Annotated in this window: 15 protein-coding genes and 1 pseudogene; 3 read left to right on the top strand and 13 right to left on the bottom strand. The window is 52.4% G+C overall.

All coding sequences use genetic code 11. From position 1 onward, the window contains the following. Positions 1-212 precede the first annotated feature (212 nt). Entirely contained in the window at positions 213-1,424 is a 1,212-nt protein-coding gene (gene tyrP / locus EH164_RS09180) for a tyrosine transporter TyrP (RefSeq protein ID WP_124968022.1), read from the top strand. A 47-nt stretch (positions 1,425-1,471) separates the two neighbouring features. Here tyrP and EH164_RS09175 read toward each other — a convergent pair whose 3' ends face one another. The 5 genes from EH164_RS09175 to EH164_RS09155 form a co-directional block, all read right to left on the bottom strand. Further along, entirely contained in the window at positions 1,472-1,921 is a 450-nt protein-coding gene (locus tag EH164_RS09175; protein WP_124968021.1) for a DUF943 family protein, read from the bottom strand. After that, positions 1,918-2,784 carry a DUF3289 family protein gene (locus tag EH164_RS09170; protein ID WP_124968020.1) on the bottom strand — a complete coding sequence of 289 codons (867 nt, stop codon included), beginning with the start codon at positions 2,782-2,784 and terminating at the stop codon, positions 1,918-1,920. Before EH164_RS09170 ends, EH164_RS09175 begins: the two co-directional genes overlap by 4 nt. Positions 2,785-3,442: 658 nt before the next feature. Further along, positions 3,443-3,868: a glutaredoxin-dependent arsenate reductase gene (gene arsC, locus EH164_RS09165; protein WP_076770364.1), complete on the bottom strand. Its 426-nt coding sequence runs from the start codon at positions 3,866-3,868 to the stop codon at positions 3,443-3,445. Between the two features lie 12 nt (positions 3,869-3,880). Beyond that, entirely contained in the window at positions 3,881-5,170 is a 1,290-nt protein-coding gene (locus EH164_RS09160; protein WP_124968019.1) for an arsenic transporter, read from the bottom strand. Between the two features lie 44 nt (positions 5,171-5,214). Then, positions 5,215-5,535, bottom strand: coding sequence for a metalloregulator ArsR/SmtB family transcription factor (locus EH164_RS09155; RefSeq protein WP_124968018.1), 321 nt, complete (start codon positions 5,533-5,535; stop codon positions 5,215-5,217). A gap of 93 nt (positions 5,536-5,628) precedes the next feature. On the opposite strand from EH164_RS09155, the pseudogene EH164_RS09150 reads away from it, so the two are divergent. Further along, positions 5,629-6,049: pseudogene (locus EH164_RS09150) on the top strand (NADPH-dependent FMN reductase); the annotation flags it as partial. Between the two features lie 52 nt (positions 6,050-6,101). Here the strand turns inward: EH164_RS09150 and EH164_RS09145 are convergent. The 6 genes from EH164_RS09145 to EH164_RS22750 form a co-directional block, all read right to left on the bottom strand. Then, positions 6,102-6,275, bottom strand: coding sequence for a GnsA/GnsB family addiction module toxin (locus tag EH164_RS09145; protein ID WP_124968017.1), 174 nt, complete (start codon positions 6,273-6,275; stop codon positions 6,102-6,104). Positions 6,276-6,752: 477 nt separating this feature from the next. Further along, the gene (locus EH164_RS09140; protein WP_124968016.1) at positions 6,753-6,983 is read right to left on the bottom strand and encodes a hypothetical protein; all 231 of its coding nucleotides are present in this window, start codon (positions 6,981-6,983) and stop codon (positions 6,753-6,755) included. Between the two features lie 667 nt (positions 6,984-7,650). Next, entirely contained in the window at positions 7,651-8,916 is a 1,266-nt protein-coding gene (gene umuC / locus EH164_RS09135; RefSeq protein WP_124968015.1) for a translesion error-prone DNA polymerase V subunit UmuC, read from the bottom strand. 1 nt (position 8,917) lies between these two features. Next, entirely contained in the window at positions 8,918-9,202 is a 285-nt protein-coding gene (locus EH164_RS09130; protein ID WP_124968014.1) for a hypothetical protein, read from the bottom strand. 223 nt (positions 9,203-9,425) lie between these two features. Beyond that, positions 9,426-9,674 (bottom strand): hypothetical protein, encoded by a 249-nt coding sequence (locus EH164_RS09125; RefSeq protein ID WP_124968013.1) that lies wholly within the window; start codon positions 9,672-9,674, stop codon positions 9,426-9,428. Position 9,675: 1 nt separating this feature from the next. Next, a complete protein-coding gene (locus tag EH164_RS22750) occupies positions 9,676-10,668 on the bottom strand; it encodes a hypothetical protein (RefSeq protein ID WP_241175019.1) in 993 nt (330 codons plus the stop codon). A gap of 151 nt (positions 10,669-10,819) precedes the next feature. On the opposite strand from EH164_RS22750, the gene EH164_RS09115 reads away from it, so the two are divergent. Further along, on the top strand, positions 10,820-11,071 hold the full coding sequence (locus tag EH164_RS09115) for a hypothetical protein (protein WP_124968012.1): 252 nt from the start codon (positions 10,820-10,822) through the stop codon (positions 11,069-11,071). A gap of 5 nt (positions 11,072-11,076) precedes the next feature. Here the strand turns inward: EH164_RS09115 and EH164_RS09110 are convergent, their stop codons facing one another. Both EH164_RS09110 and EH164_RS09105 read right to left on the bottom strand, forming a co-directional pair. Beyond that, the gene (locus EH164_RS09110) at positions 11,077-12,030 is read right to left on the bottom strand and encodes a hypothetical protein (protein ID WP_124968011.1); all 954 of its coding nucleotides are present in this window, start codon (positions 12,028-12,030) and stop codon (positions 11,077-11,079) included. Next, entirely contained in the window at positions 12,030-15,791 is a 3,762-nt protein-coding gene (locus tag EH164_RS09105) for a phage tail protein (protein ID WP_124968010.1), read from the bottom strand. The genes EH164_RS09110 and EH164_RS09105 overlap by 1 nt, the downstream gene beginning before the upstream one ends. Positions 15,792-15,891 lie beyond the last annotated feature (100 nt).

Below are 15,891 nucleotides of genomic sequence, written 5' to 3'. Positions count from 1 at the left end.
TTTCTGCTTCACAACACTCCTCTCTGATTACCCTCTGTCACAAAATGCCTGATTCCGCACTCAACATCGGCGGTGGTTGCTCTTTTTCATCCGCCCGACAAAGCGTAAACAAAATATTACAACAGATGTAACGGTCATTTGACGAAACGGTGGAATTATCTTACTCTGCGCCGCGTATTGCGTGTGCAGTGAGTTCAGAAATAGAGGAAAGTGTGAAAAATCGGGCACTTGGAAGTGTATTTATTGTCGCTGGCACCACCATCGGTGCGGGCATGCTGGCGATGCCGCTGGCAGCAGCGGGCGTAGGATTTGCAACGACGCTGGGGCTGCTTTTCATATTATGGGCAGTGATGTGTTATACCGCCCTACTGCTGCTTGAAGTCTATCAGCATGTTCCGGCCGAGACCGGGCTGGGCTCGCTGGCGCAGCGCTATCTGGGTCGTTATGGTCAGTGGATCACCGGCTTCAGTATGATGTTTCTGATGTACGCGCTGACGGCTGCCTATATAAGTGGTGCTGGTGAGTTGCTTGCTTCAAGTATCAGCGAGTGGTTTAACGTTTCGCTCTCCTCAAGCGCGGGCGTGCTGATCTTTACGCTGGTGGCTGGCGGCGTTGTCTGCATTGGCACCTCGCTGGTCGATCTCTTCAACCGTTTTCTCTTCAGCGCCAAAATCCTCTTTTTGGTGGTTATGCTGGCATTGTTAATGCCGCATGTTCATCAGGCTAACCTGCTGACTATGCCGCTGGAAAAAGGGCTGGCGCTCTCAGCGCTGCCGGTGATTTTTACCTCGTTCGGTTTTCACGGCAGCGTGCCGAGCATTGTCAGCTATATGGGCGGCAACATTCGCCAGCTGCGCAAAGTGTTTATTACCGGTAGCGCCATTCCGCTGGTGGCGTATATCTTTTGGCAGCTGGCGACGCTTGGCAGCATCGACTCGCATACCTTTATGGGCCTGCTTGCCAGCCAGTCAGGGCTGAATGGCTTGTTGCTGGCGCTGCGCGATGTCGTCGCCTCTGCGCATGTTGAACTGGCGATCCACCTTTTTGCCGATCTGGCGCTGGCTACCTCATTCCTCGGCGTCTCGCTGGGCTTGTTTGATTACCTCGCCGATCTGTTCCGTCGCCGCAATAGTGTCAGCGGCCGCTTGCAAACGGGCATCATCACCTTCCTGCCGCCGCTGGCATTTGCCCTCTTCTACCCGCGTGGTTTTGTGATGGCGCTCGGTTACGCAGGCGTTGCGCTTGCGGTATTAGCCCTGCTGTTGCCGTCGATGCTGGCGTGGCAGAGCCGCAAATACCATCCGCAAAGCGGTTATCGCGTGCTGGGCGGGAAACCGGCGCTGTGCCTGATCTTCGCCTGCGGTATCGCCATTATTACTATTCAGTTTTTGATTGTGGCAGGATGGTTGCCGGAAGTGGGTTAATACGAGGGCGCTCTGACTGGAGCGCCTTATTTTTGTGATCAGAAAGATTATTTTCTTTTTTTGAGGGCACCATCAGGGGTTTGGATATAGACGGAGTCATCGAATGTGTATCGCATGTTTCCCTCACGCGTCTTAGCAACAATCATCAGGTTGTCTTTATCAATACAATTCTTAGGCTCAGGCATATCATCAAAGCAGAGTCGATCATATTTGCCTAATTCTTTGTAACCTTCACCAAAAGCCCAAAAGTAAACACGAAATAACCCATCGCTATCGACTTTGGGAACATTGTACTCCTTGAAAAGCCTATCCTTATGATCCATCCACCATTCTATTTTTCCTTTGGCTGTCAGAGGCATATGATCGACAATGATGCTTGAATAAGCTTTATCCTGGTGAACGGCAATGATTTTGACGGGACGGTTATCCAAGTAAATATATACTGAAATAAATATAAAAAATAATATAGTTACTATAACAACCTTTTTTCTTCTCATTGAAACATTCCTCCATGAATCTTGATCACTGTTTCCATGTTAGTAAAAAAAGGCTTAAAGCCGAAAGCCTTGTAGCGCTGTAATACAAACCAAATCCTGAAAAAGCGATGTCCAAAAAATAAGCTTTTCTTTATATCTTCGTCATCAAGCCCGAAATGATCTTGTGCCGTATATTTGACTATAGCCTGCCATTTATTTTCATAAACATTCATTGAAATCAATTTGATATTTACTGCATAAATATCATGCACAGTAATACCTAAACCATTCAAATTATCTTTAAAACGTGAGAATTTCGGTAAAATAGAGCTCTGAATAGATGATTCAATACTATAAAGGGAACTTTCATGCAATGTTTTATCTTTATAGTTAACTTTATCGTTGATGGCGTCTACTATAGCCTTTAAAGAACTCTGCTCTGAACTATCATTTATTATCTGATTTCTTAAGGCCATGTTCAAAGCGGCGTCCTGAAAAGCAGCACCATTTTGTGTTTGCCAATGCGTGATCATTTTAGTTATCAACTGCCTGTATGCACCGTACATGGCGAACTGACTTGATAGAGAACGCATTTCATCAAACATAATATTGCTACATTCCAGACGGGATATAGTCTTACCTTTTTTTAAAGCACCACTCAGAAGGCCATCGTAATAAGCGGGGCGAGGAGTTATTAACGTCGGAGTCTGCTCAAGTTTGTATGGATCAACTTTTGTAGAAACATCTGTTAAACGAAAGTCTCTTTTTAACTGTTCTTCGGTTAAATCACCACATTTCATATCCGCTGCTGACCTATGATCCATCTGGCGTTTTGTAGCAAAGATAGTCACAGGCAATCCTAAAGCCACCACAGATACCTCCATAAATCACATCCATTAATGAATAGATTAGCGAAAAAGATTCATCAGTGAAACTCCAAAATCTGGTACCTGCAACTCAAATTTCTACGAAAATCGTTCATTCAGAGAGAAGAAGTAAGATCGTATCAGGAATGGGCTAATTGTACTAACAGCGTAAATATAACGCCTTCGATATCAAGGTAGCTAGCGACTCGGACTAATTAGAGTCAGCCAAATACCCCTTATGCAATGAGATACAACAGCAGAATTTTGTCAGCCACGGTTGCGGGATGGCAATATTCCTGACTTGAGATGGCGAAAGCCTGACGAAGCCAGATTTCAGGCACAAAAAAACCACCTTTCGGTGGTTTCACGACACTGCTTATTGCTTTGATTATTCTGCTTTTTCCCCATGGTACCCGGAGCGGGACTTGAACCCGCACAGCGCGAACGCCGAGGGATTTTAAATCAGTTGTGTAGTTATGAAAAAACAAAAAGTTAGAGTAATTTTTCAGAATATTCACTGAAATTATTCGTATTTTCCTTCAAAGAGTTACCGTTACTGTTGAAGTCATATTATGAAAATAGCAGCGTAAAAAAACGTCTTTAAACGTCCGCTATGAGCGAAAAGCGGACGTCCGCATAACGTATGCCAGGCGTCCGATCTTTTTAAATGGGCAGATTAATTAATCCGCTTCCCAGTTTCGTCAATGACCTTCTCGCCATCCTCTTTGGTAAACGCTCCTTTCTGACCTTCCGGTAGAATATCCAGCACTATTTCTGAAGGGCGGCAAAGACGAGTGCCAAGCGGGGTCACTACTATCGGCCGGTTGATCAGGATCGGATTCTGAAGCATCAAATCGATTAACTGCTCATCAGAGAATTTTTCTTCTTCAAGCCCTAATTGTTCATAAGGTTCTACGTTCTTACGCAGCAATACGCGTACCGGCATACCCATAGCTGAAATGAGTTTTTTTAGCTCATCACGTGCCGGTGGAGTATCGAGATAATAAACGATGGTGGGTTCGATGCCGCTGTTACGGATCATCTCCAGTGTGTTGCGTGAGGTGCCACAGGCCGGGTTGTGATAGATAGTAATGTTGCTCATATCAGTTTCTCACTACAAAGTGACAGATAGTCGCCACGCCAGCATCGCCAGAGTGATAAAGAGCACGGGCAGAGTCATGATAATGCCGGTGCGGAAGTAATATCCCCAGGTAATCGTTATATTTTTCTGGGCAAGCACATGCAGCCAGAGCAGGGTTGCCAGACTGCCAATCGGGGTGATTTTCGGGCCTAAATCGCAGCCAATCACATTGGCATAAATCATTGCCTCTTTAACGACGCCAGTCGCCGTACTCCCGTCAATCGACAGCGCGCCAATCAGCACAGTCGGCATATTGTTCATCACCGATGAAAGGAACGCGGTCAGGAAGCCGGTGCCGAACGTTGCTGCCCATAACCCCTTTTCTGCCAGCAGGTTCAGCATGCCAGACAGATACTCCGTGAGCCCTGCGTTGCGAAGGCCATAGACCACCAGGTACATGCCCAGCGAAAAAATAACGATCTGCCATGGCGCACCGCGCAGGACTTTTCCCGTGTTGATGGCATGACCTCTTTTCGCCACTATAAACAGCACTGCTGCGCCAGCAGCCGCTATCGCACTGACCGGGATCCCCAGAGGCTCCAGAACAAAGAAACCGACAAGCAGCAATAACAGGACAATCCAGCCCGCCCTGAACGTTGCCGGATCTTTTATCACACTGGCAGGCTTCTTCAGCAGCGAAACGTCATACGTCGCAGGAATGTCCCTGCGGAAGAAGAGATGCATCATGACCAGCGTGGCCGCAATTGCTGCCACATCTACGGGGATCATAACGGAGGCATACTGCGTAAAGCTCAGACCGAAAAAGTCCGCCGAGACGATATTCACCAGGTTAGAAACAATGAGCGGCAGGCTGGCCGTATCTGCTATAAATCCTGCGGCCATCACAAAGGCCAGCGTTGTGCCCTTGCTGAATCCCATTGCAAGCAGCATTGCCATCACAATTGGCGTCAGGATCAGCGCGGCACCGTCATTGGCGAACAAAGCAGCAACAGCGGCACCGAGCAACACTATCCAGGTAAACAACAGGCGGCCACGACCGTTACCCCAGCGTGAGACGTGCAGTGCTGCCCACTGGAAGAAGCCGCACTCGTCGAGCAGCAGGCTGATGATTATGACCGCAATAAATGCCGCTGTCGCGTTCCAGATGATATTCCAGACAACGGGAATATCAGCGATATGGATGACACCGGTTACCAGCGCCAGCACAGCCCCGATACTCGCGCTCCATCCAATACTCAGGCCTCTGGGCTGCCAGATCACCAGTATCAGCGTCAGTAAAAATATACTCCCTGCCAAAAGCATCTCAGACTCCATTATATATGATTATGTAAATGTGTTTTTCTTCCTCAGCAGAAGGTGCAGGCTGATTTATCCAGCCATTTACGTAAATCCTCCCGCATACACTGCCAGGATGTCGTGATTGTCTCAGCTGCCCATGCCGGTATGTGGGGTGACAGACGATAGTGGATCCATTTGCCTTCACGACGGTCCAGTACCAGTCCGGCCTCGCGAAGAATGGCCATATGTCGCGAGATTTTGGGCTGCGATTCGGAAATGACCGCGCAGATATCGCAGACGCACAGTTCTCCTGACTCCCGGAGAAGCATGACGATGGCGAGCCGTGTTTCATCCGACAGGATTTTGAAAAGCTGAGCAGGCTGTAGCATTTTTCACTCCGTTCCCTTTAGAATACACATATGTTAAATCATATATGTTAATTTTGAAATCATCAGCTCTCTCCGGAGGAGAAAAATGGAACCATTTCCTGCCCTGAATGCTGTGATAACCACATCGCTGAACGCCTTTACATGCAGGAGTCGCCCCGGACTCTGATCCTGTCTGGCTCAGTAAGAGATCGTTCCTGCAGCCACTTTGCCGCGAAAGAAGCTGGTCGCCTGCTGACGGCGATGGACGCGGAGGTAAAACTCTTTAACCCCTCCGGTTTACCCCTGCCGGATGATACGCCGGACACGCATTCTGAAGTCACCGAGCTGCCCGGTCTGGTCAGATGGTGTGACGGGATGGAGTTCTCTGGAACGGCACGGGGTTATGGCGCAGATTAACTGGATACCCTTGAGTGAAGGGGCAGTTCGTCCTTCGTAGGGCAAAACACTTGCGGTAATGAAGATCTGCGGCGGTTCACAGTCCTTAAATGCAGTGAACTGTATGCGCATTCCGGGCGCACCGGTCAACTGGGATCAATAAAAAAGGCCGTCTAAGCGACCTGTTTATTCTACATAAGTTTTATTTTTACTTTATACCCCTCAAGACCGGACATGGTCTCACTCGGGATAAACTCGATCTCAGAAACTTCCTTGCCTGTTTTTTTCCGTAGCTCAGTGATTTTTTTAGTAATAAGAGCAGAAATTTCTTGCTCAGCTTTACGCTCCAGTTCTTCAGGTTTCATACATACTCCTTTTTCACACTCAACCTTTTATAAATCATAGGTTATCTTCCATGAGTGCGCTCAGGAATAATCCCTCACACCACTGGTAAATCGGGAGTTGGTTGCAATGCGCACACTGCCGATGCCGTCGCCTCGTTCGCAGGACATCTGGTGTCAAGCCGGAACAGAGGCTTGCCCGATTTTTTCCTGGCATTATCACAGACACACAGTGAATGCCTGTTGTAATGCCGTAATAGTCTTTCCTCTGCCGTTAATAAAAACTTTTGAATTAGTCTTCCGCTTACGCTTGTTGTAAATGGTTTGTAGACCATACTTAGCAGGCATCTTAAATGGTGCGCAACCCGACCCAGGGAATGGCTTATGGATGAGCCACACCTTCAGAGAGAATTGAGGGAACTGAAAACAAGAAACAATGCCGTACCTCAAGTTTGCCTTTGTTCAGAAGGCTTTTTTATTTGAGAAAATAGCAAGCTCGAGCTATTTCAAAAGTTTGTTTGCAGCTTCGACGATTTCATTTGATGTAATTTCTCTGTCTGAGGCTACACAAAACTCAATATGATCGCCAGTTAGCGAATGAACTCCCGCATACATAATCTTAAGATGAGTTTCCTCACCATTCGGGTATTCACGGAGTATTGTGGTAGTGCCATCTTCAACCCTGACAACCACTACTTGCTGCCGATTGAAGAACACCATAACATTTTTCATAGGCATCCCTGAAGTTGAGAAAAGGCCATAATGAGTGGCCTTTGATTAGTATCAGCCTGAAGTCAGAATATTGATTCGCAGGAGCCACCCGGGCGATTCAAGTTTTTTGATCCGCCAATAACCACTACCTTTCTGGTGTAGGTAAGGCGGCGGTGAATTGAGTCTACAGAGTTTTAACGTTTTCACATGACAAAGGGCAAGATGATGGTGGTTATGCTGCTACCTTTGATTTTCATCACCGATTCAACTGTTTCAGCAGTTTTAACCACTGCAAGTCGTGCATGTTTCTCCCCCACAGAGGCAGCCTTTCGGTTGTTGCTATCTGCCCGGTTTACTTTTTTGGCATTATCACCCGCTGTGTTTATACGCTGTAGCTCGATTTCACGAATACCTGCGAAATGTTGTTGGCCTGCGCAAAAAAATTAATGCAGTGCGGATTTAGTAATGTCCGCTTCTGGCACTTATAGGCTCTTAAGATATGAGCCTCTGTCATGGGGTGTCAGGGGTCGGAGGTTCAAATCCTCTCGTGCCGACCAAAATTCCCCAATTAAACCAGCCTCTTACGGCTGGTTTTTTTATGCCCGAAAATTGTCTAAGGTAAAACTAAGGTAAAATGAAGGTAAAACCCCTGTCATGATCTCCCTCGCTTCAGCGGCGATTTCATCAGCTAAAATACCCGCGGCACATCCGTCAGTCGGGTAGTCCAGCGGGGCGACAGCATCTCCCTTTTCATCTGCCATTTCTTCTCGATCCCCTGCCCTGCAAAAAACAGCGTGCCCCGGCCGTTCCGCTGGTTAACAGAGTCGAGGATATCCATCAGCGCCGTGGCGTTTGCCCGCGGGGCGGTGTCGTCAAATAGGTTTAGCTGCGCCACACCCTGGCTGAAAAAGTCACCCAGGAGGATGCCGCCTTTCTGGTACCGGTGACCGTCTTTCCAGACCGCATCAAGGCAGCGCACAGCAGCGGCCACAATGTCGCGTGTGTCCTGTGTAGGAGTTAAGAGCTTTGTTCCGGCATGCTTGCCGTAATAGGGTTCATCGAGTGCAAAAGGCGAGGTTTTAACGAAGGCAGACACATACCGGCAGAACTGATGTTCTCCGCGCAGCTTCTCTGCCGCGCGCGTGGCATAGCTTACTATGGCCTGGCGCATTTCCGTATAGTCGGTGACGCGCTGACCAAAAGACCTGCTGCAACAGATCTCCTGCTTAGCCGGCTGAAACTCGTCGAACTCCAGACAAGATTCGCCGCGCAGCTCGCGCACTGTTCTTTCCATCACCACGCTGAAGTGTTTGCGGATAAAGCGTATATCAGCATCTGCCAGCTGAAGAGCCGTCTTTATCCCCATGGCTGCCAGTTTCTTGCTGATCCGCGATCCTATTCCCCAAACTTCATTACAGGGAAGTAGCGCCATCAGCTTCCGCTGGCGGGAGATGTTTGATAAATCCACCACGCCGCCGGTTGCCTTCCATGTCTTCGCGGCGTGGTTCGCCAGCTTGGCAAGCGTCTTTGTAGGAGCGATGCCCACCCCCACATGTAACAGCGTGCGCTGATAAACCGTCTGCTTAATCTCCCGCCCGAAATCGGTCAAATCACGACAGTTACGCACGCCGGTCAAATCGCAGAATGCCTCGTCAATACTGTAAACCGATACACGCGGACATATCTCTTCCAGCGTCGACATCATCCTGTTGCTCATATCGCCATAGAGCTCGTAATTAGAGCTGAAACAGACCACGCCATGACGCCGGAAAAGCTCGGTATTTTTGAAGATCGGATCGCCAGTTTTGATGCCCAGATTTTTGGCAAGCGCCGACCGGGCGATCACGCAGCCGTCATTGTTCGAAGCCACAACTACAGGCACGAGGTCAAGCTCTGGCCTGAACGCCTGTTCGCATGAAGCATAGAAAGAGTTGGCATCGACGAGGGCGAACATCTCACATCACCGGATAGTCGTCGAACGCCGCGGGACGAATGATGTGCGTAACCACGCCAAGCATTTCCACGTCATCCAGGGCGTCGCCCTCAATCGCCTCCCCCTCTTCCGTGATCAACGACGCTCCGCATAACCGCGCGATCTGCCGGCGGCCCATGAAAGCTATCAGCAGCATAGAACCGGCGTTGGCTTCGGCACGTTGCTCCACAGCCAGAACGTCCGAGCCGATTTCAATGTACTGCGCTTGCGGAGACAGACCGCTGATGGAAAATAGAGGATGTGTCATAGTAGCCTCGCTTAATTACTGTTTAAATATACAGTATTCATAAGCGAGAGCGTTATCAAGGCGAAGCGGCAAGAAGATTTGTCAACGGCTTGAACCGCCGAGAATTTTTCTTAAGTTAAATCATCTTTCGACTAAAATTAATAAAGCCCCGTAGCCTGCACCAGACAGGCGCGGAATGTAACTGCCCCGTCGCCGGGGCTTTTTTCATGCGCATCGCCGGTATTTAGCTTCCCGCCTCCGACGTTTCCAGCACGGTGTATTTCGCGCTGAATTCATCCATGCTGCCCGCAATGACATTCCTGTAGCTGTCGATGACCGAACCCGGTTCAATAACAAAAAAACCGGCGTTATATCCGACTAACTCACCGTTAAAATTGACCATGTATTTGCTCGGAAAAGCTTCAGCGATTTCTGGCGCGTTATTATCGTAAACGAATGAGACAGTGTATTTTTTCACATAGGTGTCTGGCATTTTATGCTCCGGATGTTGATGTGAACGCGAAATGAAGATCCAGAATTATCCAGTTGATATTCAGCCCGTCGGTGGAGGCAATAACGACCGGGATGCCGCCGCTGTTATCCACCGCCTGTAAGATGGCCGTGCCCATCGTCCCGTTCGAATACTGCACATAGCCCGTGGCAAATGTACTGTTCAGACCGGTCCGCGTGTTGCCGTCAATGTCGATCGGCTGGCAGGTGATGATGGTCTTGCCGTTCGTCATCGTGCCCGCCGGGTACCGCAGGATGCCCTTCACCCTGATGCCGTCTTTGGCGATGCGGACCCGGATCTCTCCCTCCGCGCTGTTGCAGGAGGGGAAAGTCAGCCGCGAGGTGACATTCGGGTTTTGCCATACGTACCACATATTCGGGCTGGCATTGACGCCCAGGTTATCGCGCGCGGTCTTTTTGCTTTTGACGTCCGCCAGGTTCCGGTCTCCTCGCAGATACAGATTGTCCAGATCAAACGCTGCACGCGCCCCGGCAGCATCCTTTGCGCCCGTCCCGCCCTGCGCAATACTGAGCGCAGTGGTGAGCCCGCTAAGGGAGGTGATATCGCTGTTAGCCCCTTTCTTTGCCAGCGACTTCTGACCAGGTACAGTAACGGGCTGACCGTTGATGGTGATGGTCAAATCGCCGGCCCCATTCATCACGTCAGCAAAGCCCCCCATATAACGCTGGTACATGGTGAGAGTCTCGGCGATATCCTGCGCCAGGCCGTCAACGCTGAGGCTGTCGCTCAGCAGAATGGCGAACGAAGTGCCGGCGGGAACCGCCGGGCTGGCCGCCGGGGTCACCGTGAGGCTGGTCGCGCTGTCGATGGCGGTGATCTGGAAGGCCTGCGCCGGGCTGGTCAGCGCCAGCACCGTGCAGCCGGAACGGATAAGAGAGCCTGCCTGTGTGAAATTCGTGCCGGTGCCGGTCAGGGTGTTGCCGCTGACCGCGATGGAGCCAGTTGTGTAAATCATGTTTTCTCCGGGCATGGCGCCAGAAAACGGCGCGCGTATAAACGATCGATAAAGTCGATCAATCAGGAAATATTGATCTGTTTAATCTATTTAGCGCCTGACCAGGCGGCCAATAGAATGGATTCACATCCATACTGTTCAGGGAATAAAGATGAAAATAATTAACGCTGCGGCGGTTATGCTGGTTTCGTTAATAGCATCAGGCTGCGCCAGCAACACGCCGCCGCTGTGCTATAACGGGGCGGTGGTGATGAAAAGCCGGGTGGCGGTACCGGTATTCGGCATAAGAAAACCGGTCAGCACCACCGAATATCTCTCCGGCAGCAGCTTCGGTTATCAGTGGGTTGAACGAAGTGCTTTTACGGATACATCGTCCTGCGACAGGCTGCCGCTGACGGAGTGATAATATCAGGCCAGGCCAAGGGCATATCTGTAGTACTGGTCATAGAACTGCGTTTCGATATACCCGACCCCGCCACATGCCCACCCTCTCATTCGCCTGCCCTCGTCGGGACTGCTGATAAAGGTGCTCTGGAATACTTTTCCCACCTGCACCTTATACCGGGTCCCGTCATTTCCCGCAGATGCACACATAAAATTGCTGTACCCCGTCGGATAAGCCGGGTCCTGCGGCACGAAGATATGCGCCGTGACACTAGACGATACCGCCAGCGGCGTATCACTGGTGATATCCCCGTTTGTGAGCGGAATAACCTGAAGGGGAAGGCAGTTGCTGTGCCAGACCATCTGCCCGTCGCGGTAAAGATAGAACCCGTAATCCGGAATGTTCGCGAGAATATTCGAAAACACATACACCCTGCACCCGGTCTGATTGCTGCCATCCGTGGGAAACTGCAGCGCGTGATACCCGTTTGCAGTGGCGGGCTTCCACCAGCTAATGTCCATTGCCGCCCCGGTGTGCCTGTGAAAGCACATGATCGGGTTACCCGCCGGAACCTGCGTCTGCACCGTTCGCGCGCCGGCAGGCACATCGATGATTTCCCGCAGGCAAAACGGGACATAATTAGGTGCCAGTTTGACCGTCCTCACCCCATTCAGGTACTGGAAGAGCTGAAAGCCAAAGTAGTCGCTCTGTGTGCCCGCCACCGGGCTGCCATACACAATCAGGGTGACGGCATTATTGACGTTCCACGACACGGTTAAGCCGCTGACACTGACGCTGTAGGTTGCACCGGTTAACTGCCCTCCCATAAAGTCATTCACGATGGCATACGTCAGTTCCACCCCGGCCAGGGAGTAGGTTTTACTCCCGGTACCGGTGATGGTAATGACATCCAGAACATAACTGGCCGCCATGGCGTTGATGGCGTCAAAGCTGGTGCCTGCTATAAACATCTGCATTATAAGCGTTGCCCCATAACAGCTGCCGGCCGGTTTTGTGAGTCGAAAGAGATGATGCGGTTGTTCGTTATCTGCATGCGTCCCTGGCCCGATACCGCGCCGTTGACCTCAAACGTTCCGTCCGCCTTCATGATGGTGCCGGTCTGCCCGGCCACATAGTTGGCGGAATACCACGATCCCACCCGGGCGAGGGTGATTGACGCGTAATTGATAAAGGCTTCGTTGATGAAGGTCTGCCCGTTCTGCACCACGAACGGCAGGCTCACCGTTCCGCCTGCCTGTGTCATGACAGCGAACCGATCCGCCAGAAAGAGGATCTGCGACTGCATGCCCGCCGGGGTGTTCTGCACCCCGATCCCCATCCCCGCGGCGTACTGGCGGCCATTGGCATCAACGCCCACCTTGATGCTGTACATCGCATTCAGGTTATTGTTGATGTCGGCAGAAACCTGAGCATTCTGGACGATTGCCGCCTGCTGACCGTTTACCGTCACTGAAAGGGAGTTGATTTTTGTCGCGGAGACCTGCGAAAAATCCGCCATCGTTTTCGCAAAGTCAGTGGCTGTAGCCGTGCCGCCGCCGGCGCTGGCATCCAGCGTTCTGAGCGACTCAGCCACAGCCTGGCTGGCGTCCGCCATAACAGTATCAACGCGCTGGATACTGGCGGCGTTAGCGCCGTACTGCACGCTCATTCGGGTGGACTGACTGACCTGCGCCAGCGTGTTGGTCATCAGCGCGATGGAATTGCTCTGTACTCCCCCTCTGATATCGCTGCCATCAATGCCCGCTATCTCTGCGGAAATCTCATCAAAGCGAGACGCAGTTGATGAGTCCAGATCCGTCACGGTCTGCGTCAGCTCCGTAACACTGGCCTTGTTCTCTTCCGTCTGCGCGGTAAGCTGATCGACAGCTGTCGCCCGTGCCTCGGTTTCGTTTGCCAGCGCCTGTCGCACCTCGGTAATACCGGCCGTGTTCTGGTCTGTCTTCGCCTCCAGGCGGATCACATCGGTAACGCGCGCCTCTGTTTCGGTGGCGATCACCTCGCGCAGCTGTTCGAACCGCGCCGAGTTAGCGCCCTGCTGGGCTGACTGGCGCACCACCACGTCGGCGATCGCCAGAGCATTGCCGATGATAGCTTCTGCCGTCTGGCGGTTTGCGCCTGCCGCCGCAGCCAGGCCGTCGGCGTTCTGCTTCACTGCCTCAGCCAGATCCGCGACTGCCTGGCTGCTCTCCACGGCGTTTTCAATGAGGTCTTTGAAAAGTTCCGTATCCTTGATCTGCGCGAGCACGGCCTCTGTAATATCGGTCACATCGGAGCTGGACTGACCGCGGATCCAGTCTGTGTAACCGGATTCGTTGCCGGTCCGGTCCACCAGCTGCGCGCGGTACCAGAAAACCTGCCCGGCCTTGAGCCCCATCTGCTGATACTTACGCAGCGGGTAAGGCACGTCGGCCAGCAGCATGGCATCGTCGTCGGTTCCGGTCAGGCTGTACTGGATCTCCGTTTTCAGCGTGTCGTCCGTGTTTGCCGGGAAGCCCCAGTTCAGCTCGATACCAAACACAACCGTTTCCGAGGCGGTGAAGCCTAGCGGTTTCGGCGGATTACCCACTTTCCCGGTGAGCGTGACCTCAGCTGATGTCGCCCATATGGACGAAACATCGCTGGCGTTCACCGCCCGCACCCGCACCAGATAACGCCCGGCGTAGATGCCCGGCACCTCGAAACCAAGAGAGGACGTGCGGGGTACGCTCACCCAGTTACCGCTGTCGCGCCGCCACTCGGCTTCGTAGGCGATTGCCCCTTTAACAGAATCCCAGGCAACACGCATGGTGGTGATCGCTATGTTCTGGCTGACCGTCGAATAGCTGTCGATGACGATGTTTTCCGGCGGTGCCTGCACGCCGGGCGGAATGACGCTGACTGGCCTTTCATCGAGCCGCGCGCCGGTATCGACCGCAGCATAAATATCCGGGCTGTACGTCGCTCCGGTGACCTCGAAAGTTCCGTCATCGTTGTCACGGGTGCCGGTTACACGAAAGAGCGCGATAAACAGATCGTCAGCATCCACTCCCCAGCAGCACTCCGCCTCAGGCGTTTCGCTGTAGGCCGTGGTGACCGTGACAACATTGCCCTTCACTGCCTGCACGGTCCGGGCCTGCGCGACACCCGAGGGCAGGTTGAGGAAAAGCCGGTTACCGGCTTTGACATCTGCGGCACGGTCAAGCGTGATATTACGACCGCTTACCGCGCTTACCCTGCCGCCAATCACCCTGCCGGCCAGCTCGTTCGCGGCCACGCCGATCACCTCACCGACAGGGGGAACATCCATACCCGTGCTGAAGGTCACCACCTCACCAATGCCATTCGTGAGCAGCGCCCAGCGCCCGCGCCGGTTTGCCTCTGACTGCCGGGTGCAGCCGATGGCCGTCATTTCGAGCTGGCTGTAATCGAAGCGCATCGCCAGATCTTTGTCATAAACGACTTCCGGTGTGTCTTTGTAGTGATTCGCCGGATCGGACCAGTTAACCAGCGCGGCGGTGTTGCGCGTGGTTTCGCTGGGATCGGCAAAGGTAAACTTACCGTCGACCACACTGGCGTGGTTGTAGATGTGCCAGATATCGCGGGGCATATCGGCCAGCACATACAGCTTGTTGTCGCCCCAGTAGGTCATACCACGGAAAATGCCGGCCAGGTCGCGCAGCACCGTCCAGGCGTCATTGCGCTCCTGGATGTAGACATTACACCGGAAGCGCGGCTCCTTACCGCTGCCGCCTTTGCCATCCGGTACCGGCTGATCGCAGTACTGCGCGATGCGGTACAGCTCCCATTTATCAATCTGGGTCGCATCAATCCTCTGACCAAGCCCGAACCGCTCATTCAGCACGATGTCGTAATAAATCCACGCAGGGTTATCGGTCCATGCCCATTTAAACCCGCCTTCCCAGGTGCCGGAGTAGGTTCGCGTGTCAGGGTCGTAAGTATCAGGCACGCGAATAATGCGCCCCTTCGGATTGCACACCACCTGCGGAATGCCGTTCGGGAACTGCTTCGCATCGAATTCAATGTAGAGCAGCGCCGTGTTGGGGTAACGCAGCTTCGCGTCGATGATCTCGGTGACCGCCTCAACGCGCATACTGTCCACAACATTCACCGTCGTCGAATCCGGTGTAATCCGGCGCACGCGCAGCTGCCAGCCGGTTGTGGCTTTCGGCAGGTCGATACGGTGACTGCGCTCATAGAGGGTGGTGGTCTTGTCATCGACAGCGCCTTTAACCACGGGCGCGTATGCACCACCGTCGACCGACAGCTCGATCGCATACTCAACGCGCGTACCCACCTTATCGCCGTTGTCTTTCTGGTTCAGCAGCGAGGGCCAGCCGAGGCGGATGCGCAGTGCTGAAAGCTGGGTATTGGAGACGGAACGGACATACGGCACAGCAGCTTTGAGTTCGTAGGCGACCTGCAGCTCATTCTCAACGCCCGGAAAGCCCTGAATATAGCTCTGGTCCTGAGTGCCGGAACGAAACTCGTATTTAACGTTGTTGAAGTTGTAACTGCCGTCTGCATTCTGCAGCGGGGTATACGATGACGCGTCGCCGAGATAAATGCTGCGCCCGTCCAGCCCGCCGGCAAATTCACCTTCGCCGAGCGCGACAAGTATTTTGGCTCTGGCTATGGACTGAATACTGTCCGGGGCTTCCACCGGGGTGCGGGTCTTGGTGCTACCGCCCTTCCGCCCTTTAATCGCTGTGTTCGTCATATCGCGCCCATAAAAAAACCGCCCACAGGCGGTATTGTGTAAATAACTGATCGAATATCAGGATGTTGCAGTTTGAAATTCCCGGGTATGTTGTCTTTGC

The sequence above is a fragment of the Kosakonia sp. CCTCC M2018092 genome, assembly GCF_003864115.1.
Classification (GTDB): Bacteria; Pseudomonadota; Gammaproteobacteria; order Enterobacterales; family Enterobacteriaceae; genus Kosakonia; species Kosakonia cowanii.
Note: the sequence above shows the minus strand (reverse complement) of the source record. Positions and strands in the feature narration are given on the sequence as shown.